This window comes from Actinotalea sp. C106, from assembly GCF_023630195.1.
In the GTDB taxonomy this organism is placed as follows: domain Bacteria; phylum Actinomycetota; class Actinomycetes; order Actinomycetales; family Cellulomonadaceae; genus Actinotalea.
The window spans coordinates 1-11934 of sequence record NZ_JALPKN010000008.1 but is presented as its reverse complement, the minus strand read 5'-3'; the positions used below and the strand labels follow the sequence as shown (position 1 = coordinate 11934).

The window sequence follows — 11934 nt, the reverse complement described above, 5'->3', positions numbered from 1 at the left end:
TGAAGTAGGACCTTGTGCCGAAGGAGGGCTGGGCATGCTCGAGGTGCGCCATCTGACCAAGCGGTACGGCTCACGCACCGTGGTGGACGACGTGAGCCTCGACGTCGCCGACGGGGAGGTCGTCGGCATCGTGGGGCCGAACGGCGCCGGGAAGACCTCGCTGGTCGAGTGCGTCGAAGGCCTGCGCAGACCTGACCGCGGCCACGTGTCGATCGGCGGCCACGACCCGTTCGCCGACCGGCGGGAGGTGCGCCAGCTCCTCGGTGCCCAGCTCCAGCACGCTGCACCACACGCTCGCCTCCGCGTCGAGGAGGTCCTCGATCTCTACCGGTCCTTCTACCGCGACGGCGAGGACCCGGTGGTCCTCATGGAACGGCTCGGGCTGGCAGAGCAACGCCGCACCTTGTCGGCCCAGCTCTCCGGGGGGCAGCAGCAACGGCTCGCCGTCGCCACCGCGCTGGTCGGGTCGCCCCGCCTGGCGATCCTGGACGAGCTGACCACGGGCCTGGACCCCCACGGACGGCGTGACGTCTGGTCGCTGCTGCGCGACTACAACGCCCGCGGGCTCACCATCGTCCTCGTCTCGCACTTCATGGACGAGGTCGAGCACCTCTGCGACCGGGTCGCGGTCTTGAGCAGGGGGGCGCTGGTCACCGTCGGGACCCCCCGGGACCTGGTCGCCCGCACCGGCACCTCGACGCTGGACGAGGCCTTTATCACGCTGACCGGGACCAGCCCCGGCGACCTCGGAGACGGGCGATGAGCACACCGATCACCGCATGGAAGCACCTCACGGTCGCGGAGGCCAAGAACGTCTGGAGGGAGCGCAGCGGCATCCTGCTGTCCCTCGGGCTGCCCATCGGCGTGCTGGTCCTCGGCGGGCTCAACAGCGATGCCGCCGAGTTCGACACCTATGTCATGCCCTTCGCCCTGGCTTTCATCGCAGCGTTCGTCACCATCGGCAACGTGCCCGACTACCTCGCCGAGCACAGGCACAGCGGGGTGCTGCGGCGCCTTGCCCTGACCCCCGCTCACCCTGCCCTGCTGATGGGGGCGCAAGCCGTCGTCAACCTCGCGATCCTCGCCGCAGGGATCGGCATCGCGCTGGGCATCGCCGTCCCCGTGTTCGGGGTCTCCGCGCCCGTACGTCCAGGCATGGCACTGCTGTCCCTCGCCGCAGGGACCCTGGCGATGCTCGCGATCGGCATGCTCATCGCCGCGGTCGCCCCGACGACCAACGCGGCACGGGGCCTCGGGCTCCTGGCGCTCCTGCTCATGGCAGGCCTCAACGGCCTCTTCGTCTCCCGGGGCGCTCTTCCTTCGTGGATGGTGGTGGTCGGGGAGCACCTTCCGCTGGGCGCGACCGCGAGCCTGATGAGTGACGCGTGGAGCGGCGCGGCGACGAGCACCAGCCACCTCGCTGCTCTCGCGGCCTGCGGCATCATCGCGGCCGCCCTGGCCGTCAGGTACTTCCGCTGGGGGTAGAGCATGGCCGGCCGTGGCCTTCCTCGGCGTCGAGCGATGAATCCGACCCGTTCTCGCAGTCTCCCTTCGGAGACATCGCCACCGACCGCATCCCAGGAGGACACCATGCCCAAGCCCGCCCCCGCTACTCCCACGGCGCGTGAGCCCCAGGCCCTCGACCACCGCTTCACCGCCCCGATCGAGAAGGACGGCTCCTTCGCCACCTACCTGACGGTGCACGGCTCGGCCGAGCTGCTCGGCACCGGCAAGGCCGTGAAGGTCACCGGGACCATCGACGGGCATGAGTTCGCCGCGACGCTGATGCCCTCGGGCCACGGGCCGCACTGGCTGCCGCTGCGCGCCGCGATCTGCAAGGCGATCGGGAAGGGCGTCGGCGGGGAGGAGGTGGAGGTCCACCTGCTGGGGCGGACCACCTGAGCGCCCGCCGGCTCTGCCTAGGATCGGCGACACCAGCTCCCGATCACCGGAGACGCGACAGATGACCAGGCAGCACTCGTGGACCGTACGGAGCTCCTACCTGCGTCATCCCGTGCGCGACCTGGAGGATCTCGTCGCGCGTCCCCGCCACTACGGGATCGACCTCGTCGAGGACGAGCAGGAAGCCGTCGCGCACGTCCGGGCGATCCCGCCCGACGAGCGGCTGTGGGCCGAGGGCTTCCTGGAGCTGTCGATCGACGGCACCGAGCTGTTCGGGCCGCGCTACTGGGACTACCTCCACGTGCTGTGGCACACCCTCGTCCAGGTGGGCGTCGACTACCTCGACGCCGGCGACGCGGAGCAGTTCTTCCCCGATCAGGACATCCGCATCGCCCTCCAGCCCGTGCGGGGTGCGCGGATGGTCCGGTTCAGCGTCGCAGAGCGCTCGGTGACCGTGGACCGGGATGACTACCTGCGCCGGCTTGCCGAGTACGGGGAGTGGTTCTACGGCTGGCTCGAGACCGCGACAGGCGACGACTCAGCTGTCGAGCGGGCTCAGTTGGACCAGATCCTCGCCGCCACTCGGTAGGACTGAGAAGGACGCTCGCACGCGCGTCGTCACCGAGGTGCCCGCTCTCCTGCAGGCAGGTCTCGGCGACCTCGAGCCCTGGCGCCCCGCACACCCTCCGGGGCCGGCTCCAGATCGCCGCTCGCCTGCTTCCGTGTCGACTCCCGCACCACGAGCTTCGTCGCCAACGGCGTGTCCGTCGTCTCGTCCGCCCCCTCCTCGAGGGTCACGAGCACCTTCTGGAGCATCAGCTCGCCGAGGGCCGCGAAGTTCTGCCGCACGGTGGTCAGCGGCGGGTAGAGGAAGCCGGCCTCGGGGATGTCGTCGAAGCCCACGATGCTGATGTCCTCCGGCACGCTCAGCGACCGCTCCCGCAGCGCGGACATCAGACCCAGAGCGGTGAGGTCGTTCGAGGTGAACACGGCCATCCCTGGCGCCAGGTCCATCTCCTTGCCCACGCGGTACCCGCCCTCGGCCGACCAGTCCCCGTAGACGAGGTCCACGACGGGCAGCCCCCTCTCAGCGAGCTCGTCCCGCCAGCCCCGGATGCGCTCCACGGCGTCGGCCGCCCGCGCGGGGCCTGCGATGTGCGCGATGCGGGTGTGCCCCAGCTCGGCCAGGTGCCGGACGGCGGCCCGCGCCCCCCGGTACTGGTCGATCTGCACCAGCAGGGGGCTCCGCCGGGAGGACGACGCCGCGGCGACCACCGGCACGGACAGGTCCAGGGCGCGCACCATCTCGAGCACACCGATGTCCATGACGATGAGCACGATCCCGTCGACCCGCTGGCGCAGCAGACCCTCGATCGCGGCACGGACCGCCCCGGGGTCGTCGTCGACCGTGTTGACGGTGTCGACGCTGTAGCGGGCGGCACGCGCGGCCATGGTGAAGTGCATGCCGATGCGGGTGGGGCCGTGGTCGGTCACCGCGGGGGCGATGAGGCCCAGGGTGCGGGTGCGCCGCGAGACCAGGGACCGCGCGGCGGGGGACGGGCTGTAGCGCAGCTGGGCGATCGCGTGCTCGACGCGCTCGCGGGTCGCGGGGCGCACGTTCGGCTGGCCGTTGATCACCCGGGAGACCGTCTGGTGCGACACCCCGGCCAGGCGCGCGACGTCGAAGATGTTCGCGGCCCGGGGGGTCGTGTCCTCGGCCATCCTCAGACCTCCTGCTCGTCGGGGCTCGCGACGAGCGCCAGGAGGGAGTCGACGGTCATGTCCGCGGAGGCCAGGGTCTCGACGATCCGTCCCTCACGCAGGATCGCCACGCGGTCCCCCACGCGCAGCACCTCGTCGAGCTCGGCGGAGATGAACACTACCGACAGGCCGTTGTCGGCGAGCTCCCCCACGAGGTTCTGGATCTCGACCTTGGCGCCCACGTCCACCCCGCGCGTCGGCTCGTCGAGCACCAGGACCCGGGGCGCGAGGGCCAGGAGGCGGGCGAGCATGACCTTCTGCTGGTTGCCCCCCGAGAGGGTGCCGGCCGGGCGGTCCAGGTCCGGCGGCCGGATCCCCAGGGCCTCGACCCAGCTCTGGGCGAGCTCGCGCTGACGGGCAGGCCGCATCCGCCGGAGCACCCCACGGTGGGCCTGGACGGCGAGGGTGATGTTGTCCAGCACGGACAGCTCACCGAGGATCCCTTCCGAGCGGCGGTTCTCCGAGGAGTAGACCACCCCCAGGGAGATGGCCCGCCGCGGGGAGTCGAGGTTCACCGGCTCGCCCTCGATCCGGATGATCCCGGTGTCCAGGCGGGAGATCCCCGTCAGGGCGCGGGCCAGCTCGGTGCGTCCCGAGCCGAGCAGCCCCGCGACGCCCACCACTTCCCCCTCCCCCAGGTCGACGTCCGCCCCGCGGATCCCCGGCGCCGCTCCGACGTCGCGCGCGCTGAGGAAGACCGGGGCGTCGGGCTCCTCGACCCGGCCGCGCTGGCGGGTCTTGAAGTCCGAGGCCTCCCGTCCGAGCATCTTGTGCACCAGGTCGATGCGCAGCAGCTGGGGCGTGAGGTACTCCCCCACCAGCGCGCCGTCGCGCAGCACGGTGACGCGGTCGCAGATCTCGTAGACCTGGTCCAGGAAGTGCGAGACGAAGAGGATCGCCACCCCGCGGGCGCGCAGCTCGCGGATGATCCGGAACAGCTCGGCGACCTCGTCCAGGTCCAGGCTCGACGTCGGCTCGTCCAGCACCAGCACCCGCACGTCGGTCGAGATGGCCCGGGCGATCGCCACGAGCTGCTGCACGGCCACCGGGTGCGTGCCCAGGGTCGAGGCCGGGTCGAGGTCCAGGCCCAGGTCGGCAAGGATCTGCCGAGCCCGCTCCCGCATGAGGCGCTGGCTGATCACCCCCCGCGAGCGCGGTTCGCGGCCCAGGAGGATGTTCTCGGCCACGGATAGGTTCGGGAGGAGCTCGACCTCCTGGTAGACGGTGCTTATCCCGGCGCGCTGGGCCTCCTGCGGCGTGGTGAAGCGCACCGCCCGACCGTCGAGGGTGAGTGTCCCGGCGTCGAGCGGGAGCACACCGGTGATGGCCTTGATGAGGGTGGACTTGCCGGCGCCGTTCTCCCCCATGAGGGAGTGCACCTCGCCGGGGTACATCCGGAAGGAGACGTCGTCGAGCGCCGCGTCGGCCCCGAAGCGCACCGTCGCGCCGGTCAGCTCGAGCAGCGGCTGCGCACCGACGGCCCCGTCCATCCCGCCATTATCGCGGGAGGGACGGGGCGCGGTCGGTTGCGCGCGCGGGGCGACTATCGCCTTCGCTCCGAACGGGACACGATCACGCGCTGCACCACGATGAACAGCAGCAGCAGGGCGCCGACGATGATCTGCATCCAGGACTGCTCGGCCCCCATGAAGGAGATGATCGTCTTGATCGTGCCGAACACGAGCACACCGATCAGCGAGCCGAGCACGTAGCCCCGCCCGCCGGTCAGCAGGGTGCCGCCGATCACCACCGCGGCGATCGCGTCGAGCTCGGTGCCGATGCCGTTGCGTGGGTACCCGGCCCCCGAGTAGGCGGTGAGCGCGAGCCCGGCCAGGCCCCCGCAGAACCCGCTGATCACGTACGCGGCGACCTTGGTGCGTGCCACGTCCAGGCCCATGAGCCGTGCGGACTGCTCGTTGCCGCCGATCGCGTAGACGGTGCGGCCGAACCGGGTCAGGTGGAGCACGAAGGCCGCGACCGCGACGGTCAGCAGGGCGATGATCCCCGTGGGCGTGAGGTACCAGTCGCCGAGGCGGAAGCGGGTCTGCTGGAGCCACAGGACGGCCGGCTCCTCGACCCGGATCGAGGACAGGCTCACCACGAAGGCCAGCCCGCGGGCGAGGAACAGCCCCGCGAGGGAGGCGATGAAGGGCTGCACGTTGAAGTACTGCACCAGCACCCCGATGAGCAGGCCGATGGCCGCGCCGCCCGCGAGCATCGCCGGGACCGCGACCCACACCGGTTGCCCGGAGACCAGCAGCTGCGCCCCGAGGATCCCGGTGAAGGCCATGACCGACCCGACCGACAGGTCGATGCCTGCGGTGAGGATCACGAAGGTCATGCCCACGGCCAGGATCAGCAGGTAGGCGTTGTCCAGCAGCAGGGCGGAGAGGTTGCGTGCCGTGATGAAGTCCCCGCGCAGGAAGGCCTCCGCGCCGGCGAGCAGCACGATGAGGATGATCACTGCCGCGAAGGTGGGGATCATCGCGGCGTGCCGGCCCAGGAAGGTCTCCACGCGGGAGGTCGGACGCTCGACGCGCACCGCCTCGGTCGTCGTCGTGCTCATGCCGCCACTCCCGTCCGCTCGCGGTCCCGCTCCGGGTCCGGATCTGGCTCGGGCCTGGACCGTCGTCTGGTCATGGACCCGATCACCCGCCGCATCCGCGGCGACTGCACCACCACGACCAGGACCACCACGAGGGCGAAGAACACCGGGCTCTGGGCCGAGGGCACCCCGAGGAAGAGGATGGTCGAGTCGAGGGTCTGGATGATCAGCACGCCGATCACGGTCCCGGCGATGGAGAACTTGCCTCCCGCGAGGGACGTGCCGCCCAGGACGACGGCGAGGATCGCGTAGAGCTCGATGAACAGCCCCGTGGCGTTCGCGTCGGCGGCCTTGATGTTGGAGGCGTAGATGATCCCGGCGACGCCGGCGAGCACGCCGCTGAGCATGTACGCCCCCCAGACGATGCCGCGGGACCGCACCCCCGCGAGCCGGCTCGCCTCGGGGTTGATCCCGACCGCCTCGGTCAGCACGCCCAGCGCGGTGCGCCGCTCCACCACGCCGAGCGCGACGATGGCGGCCACCGAGATGAAGAACGCGAACGGCAGCACCGTCAGGTAGCCGCTGGCGATGTAGGAGAAGGGGTCGGAGTTGACCGTCGTGATGAATCCACCGGTGATCAGCAAGGCCACGCCTCGCCCGGCGAGCATCAGCACGAGGGTCGCGATGATCGGTTGGATCCCCAGCACCGCGACGAGGAACCCGTTCCACACCCCCAGCACGAGGGCCACCAGCACCGCGACCGCGATGGCGACCAGCACCGTGCCGAGGTTGCTCGGGTCGTTCGAGCCATCGATCACGGTGAGGGCCACGGCCCCAGAGACGGCCATGATCGCCCCGACCGAGAGGTCGATGCCGCGGGTGGCGATGACGATCGTCATGCCCAGCGCCACGAGCATGAGGGGGGCGCTGCCGCGCAGGATGTCGATGAGCGCCCCGTACAGCTGACCGTCACGCATGGTGATGCTCAGGAACCGGGGCCGGGCGACCGAGTTGACCACGATCAGGGTGATCAGGGCCGCGAGGGGCCAGAACAGCCGGTGCTTCCAGATGTGCGTCATGCTGCGCTCCCCTTGCCCTCGTTGGCCAGGTAGTCGATGAGCCCGTCCAGGTCGATCTCGCTCGAGTCGACCTCGCCGATCTTCTTGCGGTCCCGCAGCACGGCGATCCGTTGGGCCAATCGAAGCACCTCCTCGAGCTCGGCGGAGATGAAGATGACAGCGAGTCCCTGGGCGGAGAGCTCGGAGACCTTGCGCTGGATGTCGGCCTTGGCACCGACGTCGATCCCGCGGGTCGGCTCGTCGAGGACGATCAGCTCGGGGGCGGTCGCGAGCCAGCGGGCGAGCAGCACCTTCTGCTGGTTGCCGCCGGAGAGGTTCCCCACGAGGGCGTCCGGGTTGGCCGGGCGCACCCCGAGGGCCTCGATGTACTCGGCGACCACGGCGTCCTGCTCGCTCTTGCGGATCTTGCGCGCCCACCCGCGGCGGGCCTGGATACCCAGGACGATGTTCTCGGCGACCGTGAGGTCGGCGACGATGCCCTCACCGCGGCGGTCCTCCGAGGAGAACGCGATGCGGTGGTCCATCGCGTGCCGTGGCGAGGTCATCTTGATGGTGGTCCCGTGGACGGCGACCTGGCCCGAGTCGGACCGGTCGGCCCCGCACAGCAGCCGGACCAGCTCGGTGCGGCCCGAGCCGAGGAGCCCAGCGAGGCCCACGACCTCCCCGGGGTAGATCTCGAGGTCGGCGGGCTCGAGGACGCCGCGCTTGCCGAGGCCCTCGGCGCGCAGCAGCGGCTCCCCCGAGCGGTCCACGGGGCGGTGCGCGGTCCGGGACAACGCGTCGAGGTCGTCCAGCGCACGCCCGATCATCTCCGTCACGAGGACGTCGCGCGGCAGGTCCGCCGCGAGGTGCTCGCCCACCAGGGCGCCGTTGCGCAGCACGGTGATGCGGTCGGAGATCTCGTAGACCTGGTCCAGGAAGTGCGAGACGAAGAGGATCGCGACGCCCGCGGCGCGCAGCTCGCGGATCACGGCGAACAGCTGGTCGACCTCGTCACGGTCCAGGCTCGAGGTCGGCTCGTCGAGGATGAGCACCTTGGCGTCGGTCACCATGGCGCGGCTGATCGCGACGAGCTGCTGCACCGCGATCGAGTGGGTGGACAGCAGCGAGCGCGGGTCGATCGACAGGCGCAGGCCTTGCAGGTGGCGTGCGGCCTCGGCGTGGGTGGCGCGCCAGTCGATGGCCCTGCCCCGACGCAGCTCGTGGCCGAGCATGACGTTCTCGCCGACCGTGAGGTTCGCGCAGAGGTTGACCTCTTGGTAGACGGTCGAGATGCCCGCCTCCTGGGCGTCGGCCGTCGAGGCGAAGGTCCGCGGGGCGCCCCCGACGGTGATGGTCCCGCTGTCCACCGAGTAGACCCCGGTGAGGGCCTTGATGAGGGTGGACTTGCCGGCTCCGTTCTCCCCCATGAGGGAGTGCACCTCGCCGGGTCGCAGCACGAGGTCGACGTGGTCGAGGGCCAGCACCCCCGGGAAACGGATGGTGATGCCGCGCATCTCGACGATCGGTGGGACGACGTCGACGATGGGCGGGACTTCGGTGTCCGCAGTCATCTCGTTCAGCAGCTTTCTCGTCGGTGCGGGAGGGGACGACGCCGGGGCCCGGGTGGGGGCCCCGACGTCGTCTCCGTCGCTGGCTACGTCAGGCGGGCGACCGGCCGGATCAGTAGGTGCGGTCCGGCAGGGCTTCCTCGGCGGCAGCCTGGTCGAAGGCCTGGTCCTCGACGATGGTGGTCTTCTCGACCTCCTCGCCGGCGAGCACGGCCTTGACCAGCTCGGCGGCCGTCTCACCGAGGAGCGGGTTGCACTCGACGATGTAGTTGATCTTCCCGTCGACCAGGGCCTGCATGCCGTCGCGGACCGCGTCGATCGTGATGATCTTGATGTCCTCGCCGGGCACCGCTCCCGCGGCCTCGATGGCCTCGATCGCACCCAGACCCATGTCGTCGTTGTGGGCGTAGACGAGGTCGATGCCGTCGGCCCCGTGCTTCTGCAGGAAGCCCTCCATCACGGACTTGCCGCCGTCACGGGTGAAGTCCCCGCTCTGCGAGTCGATCTTCTCGATCGGCGTGCCCTCGATCGCCGCGTCGAAGCCCGCCGCGCGATCGTTGGCCGGGGCCGAGCCGGTCGTCCCCTCGAGCACCACCATGTTCGTCGGCTCGGTGAACTCCTCGGCGGCCCACTCGCCGGCCTTCTGGCCCTCGAGCTCGAAGTCGAGGCCCACCCAGCTGGCGTAGAGGTCGTCGGAGGCGGTGACCGTGCGGTCCTCGAGGATCACCGGGATCTCCGCGTCCTGCGCCTCCCGCAGGACGTCGTCCCAGCCGTCCTCGACGATCGGCGCGATGACGATCGCGTCGACGCCCTGGTTGATGAAGGACCGGACGGCGGCGATCTGGGCTGCCGGGTCGTTGTCCGCGGAGTTGAACACGAGCTCGAAGCCGTTCTCCTCGGAGAACGCCTCGTTCATCGACTCGGTGTTCGCGCTGCGCCAGCCGCTCTCCGAGCCGGTCTGCGCGAAGCCCACGGTGATGACCTCGTCACCACCGCCGCCACCGCCGCCACCGGGGGCGGCCACGTCGTCGTTGTCGGCCGTGTCGGTCGAGCACCCGGTCGCGGTGAGGGCCATGACCCCCACCAGTGCCAGCGTGGACAGAAGTTGCTTCCGCATCTCCAAAACCTCCTTGTTCTGGTCCGGCGTCATCGCCAGCGTCGGTCCCCCTGCGAGCCCGCGCGGCGGGCCGTGTGATGAATGTTAACCCTCACATGCACCCCCAGGGATAGGTGGTGTGGGTCACATTTGAGTAACGCCTCAGCCCCTTCACCTGCGCAGCACTGCTTCTGCCCCGCTGACGTGATCCACCACGGCGCTCACATCCGGCTCCCGCAGCACCACCCGGGGCCCGTCCGAGATGTCCCGTTCCCGCGGCCGTCCTCCCACCTCCCCACCGAGGGCGCACCTGTGCCGTGGACGCGCGTGCGCACGGGCGACCTTGGTGCACAGGTGCGTCCCCCGCGTACCAGGCCTAGCGTGGAAAGCGCCCGACGACGTCGTCCAGAGCGGAGACCTCATGGCCAGCAGCTCGACGACCGGCTCGTGGCGCGGCCGCGCCGTGACCGTCGCCTACCGGGCCGAGTGCGGGGCGCGCGCCTGAGCTCGCTGCCCGTCACCGGTCGGGTCCAGGCTGCTGCCGCGCTATGAGGGGGCACGGCCCCACCACGAGCGACGGGTGCACGTCCGCCATCACGAACCGCAGCACCGAGGAGGCCCCGATGACGAGGAACCGCACGACCGCGACCAGGACTACGGCGGCAGCACTGGCCGTCGCGTGGGCGCTCACCGGATGCACGGGCGACGCTCCCGAGACGCCGTCGTCCCCCGAGGAGACCGCCCCGCCGACCGACACGGCGACCCCGACCCCAGAACCGACCCCGACCCCGACCGAGAACGACGACTCCTCCCCGGACGGCGAGCCGTCCGACGAGGTGCCGGACGGGTTCCCCGACCCCGAGTCCCTCATCGGCCAGGAGTCCTACGACGAGCAGACCGAGGACGGGTGGCGCACCGTGGTCGGCGGGGAACCGCTCGACCTCCCGTACCTCTTCGGCTCCTGCTTCGAGGGCGGCACCGAGGAGGTCTGCGCCTACTCGATCTCCGTCTCCGCGCCGATGCAGGCCGACAACACCCCCGCACCCGCGGACGCCGCGCTGCTCCTCCTGCTGCAGGCGACGGACGACGTCGCTCCGGACACGCCGACCTGGGAGGTGCTCGACGCGATCATCACCCGCCCCCCGGGCGACGAGCCCGCGATCCTGCAGGGCGGCGAGGGCGAACCCGGGGTCGCCATCTACCCGGCGGGCGACCCCGGTCAAGCAGAGACCGTGCCGGTCGCCGCCGCGTGGGGCCCCGACGACGACATCGACGAGCTCGTCGAGGTCCACCCGGACGACGTCGCGTGCGAGGTGGTCCTGCCGTAGGCGGAGGCACGACGCCGAGCGCGCACCCGCCAGGGGAGGATGGACCCGTGCTGAACCGCGGGAGGCCGACGGCGACGGTCGACGTCTGGCTGGCCGAGCCCGCAGAGGACGCCTCCACCTGGCTCCTTCACCTCGACGCCGTGGAGCGCGCCCGCGCCGCTGGCCTCCCCACGCCTCAGGCGTCCCGGTTCGTGCAGGCGCGAGCACTCCTTCGCGCCGTCCTCGGTCAGCGCCTCGGCTGCGCTCTTCGGGACGTCCCCCTGCAGGTCCGGTGCCCCACCTGCGGAGGACCGCACGGACCGGTCTCCCTCGCCACGAGAAGCGGCCCGGAACTGAGCCTCACGCGCGCCGGGGCCCTCATCGCCGTCGCGCTCAGCGACGCCGGGCCCGTCGGGGTCGACGTCGAGTCCCACCCCGCGATAGCCGCCGCCCCCTTGGCCGCCCTCCCGCCGTCGGGACGCGGCCTGACAGCCCGCGCTCGCCAGCGGCGAGCCACCCGCACCCCCGTCGTCGCGAGGTCCTGGGTCAGCGCCGAGGCCGTCCTCAAGGCCACCGGCACCGGGCTGCGCACCGACCCGGCGGACCTCGTGATCAGCTCCCGACGAGGGCGCCGCACCGCCCTCGCCCCCGACGGCACCCGCGCGGTGCTCGCCGACCTCGGCCTGGGTCCAAG

The 11934-nt window shown here is 71.3% G+C and carries 12 protein-coding genes; 6 read left to right on the top strand and 6 right to left on the bottom strand.

Annotated features, from left to right (window positions below; translation table 11 throughout):
• Positions 1–34: 34 nt before the first annotated feature.
• The 4 genes from L0B03_RS01240 (at position 35) to L0B03_RS01225 (ending at position 2491) form a co-directional block, all read left to right on the top strand.
• Positions 35–763 carry an ABC transporter ATP-binding protein gene (locus L0B03_RS01240; protein WP_250443027.1) on the top strand — a complete coding sequence of 243 codons (729 nt, stop codon included), beginning with the start codon at positions 35–37 and terminating at the stop codon, positions 761–763.
• A complete protein-coding gene (locus L0B03_RS01235; RefSeq protein WP_250443024.1) occupies positions 760–1485 on the top strand; it encodes an ABC transporter permease in 726 nt (241 codons plus the stop codon). The genes L0B03_RS01240 and L0B03_RS01235 overlap by 4 nt, the downstream gene beginning before the upstream one ends.
• 105 nt (positions 1486–1590) lie before the next feature.
• Positions 1591–1902, top strand: coding sequence for a DUF1905 domain-containing protein (locus L0B03_RS01230; protein WP_250443021.1), 312 nt, complete (start codon positions 1591–1593; stop codon positions 1900–1902).
• Between the two features lie 61 nt (positions 1903–1963).
• Entirely contained in the window at positions 1964–2491 is a 528-nt protein-coding gene (locus L0B03_RS01225) for a hypothetical protein (RefSeq protein WP_250443019.1), read from the top strand.
• A 29-nt stretch (positions 2492–2520) separates the two neighbouring features.
• Here the strand turns inward: L0B03_RS01225 and L0B03_RS01220 are convergent, their stop codons facing one another.
• The 6 genes from L0B03_RS01220 to L0B03_RS01195 all read right to left on the bottom strand — a co-directional run bounded on the left by L0B03_RS01220 (position 2521) and on the right by L0B03_RS01195 (position 9954).
• Positions 2521–3624, bottom strand: a complete 1104-nt coding sequence (locus L0B03_RS01220; protein ID WP_250443016.1) for a LacI family DNA-binding transcriptional regulator — start codon at positions 3622–3624, stop codon at positions 2521–2523.
• 2 nt (positions 3625–3626) lie between these two features.
• Entirely contained in the window at positions 3627–5153 is a 1527-nt protein-coding gene (locus tag L0B03_RS01215; protein WP_250443013.1) for a sugar ABC transporter ATP-binding protein, read from the bottom strand.
• Positions 5154–5206: 53 nt separating this feature from the next.
• Positions 5207–6229 (bottom strand): sugar ABC transporter permease YjfF, encoded by a 1023-nt coding sequence (locus L0B03_RS01210; protein ID WP_250443010.1) that lies wholly within the window; start codon positions 6227–6229, stop codon positions 5207–5209.
• On the bottom strand, positions 6226–7287 hold the full coding sequence (locus L0B03_RS01205; RefSeq protein ID WP_250443007.1) for an ABC transporter permease: 1062 nt from the start codon (positions 7285–7287) through the stop codon (positions 6226–6228). Before L0B03_RS01205 ends, L0B03_RS01210 begins: the two co-directional genes overlap by 4 nt.
• Positions 7284–8840 carry a sugar ABC transporter ATP-binding protein gene (locus L0B03_RS01200; RefSeq protein WP_250443004.1) on the bottom strand — a complete coding sequence of 519 codons (1557 nt, stop codon included), beginning with the start codon at positions 8838–8840 and terminating at the stop codon, positions 7284–7286. Before L0B03_RS01200 ends, L0B03_RS01205 begins: the two co-directional genes overlap by 4 nt.
• A 109-nt stretch (positions 8841–8949) precedes the next feature.
• On the bottom strand, positions 8950–9954 hold the full coding sequence (locus L0B03_RS01195; RefSeq protein WP_250443002.1) for an ABC transporter substrate-binding protein: 1005 nt from the start codon (positions 9952–9954) through the stop codon (positions 8950–8952).
• Positions 9955–10556: 602 nt separating this feature from the next.
• On the opposite strand from L0B03_RS01195, the gene L0B03_RS01190 reads away from it, so the two are divergent.
• Together L0B03_RS01190 and L0B03_RS01185 are read left to right on the top strand one after the other, a co-directional pair.
• Positions 10557–11261 (top strand): hypothetical protein, encoded by a 705-nt coding sequence (locus tag L0B03_RS01190; protein WP_250442999.1) that lies wholly within the window; start codon positions 10557–10559, stop codon positions 11259–11261.
• Positions 11262–11308: 47 nt separating this feature from the next.
• Positions 11309–11934 (top strand): 4'-phosphopantetheinyl transferase superfamily protein (locus L0B03_RS01185; protein WP_250442997.1); only part of this gene is annotated, 626 nt, incomplete at its 3' end.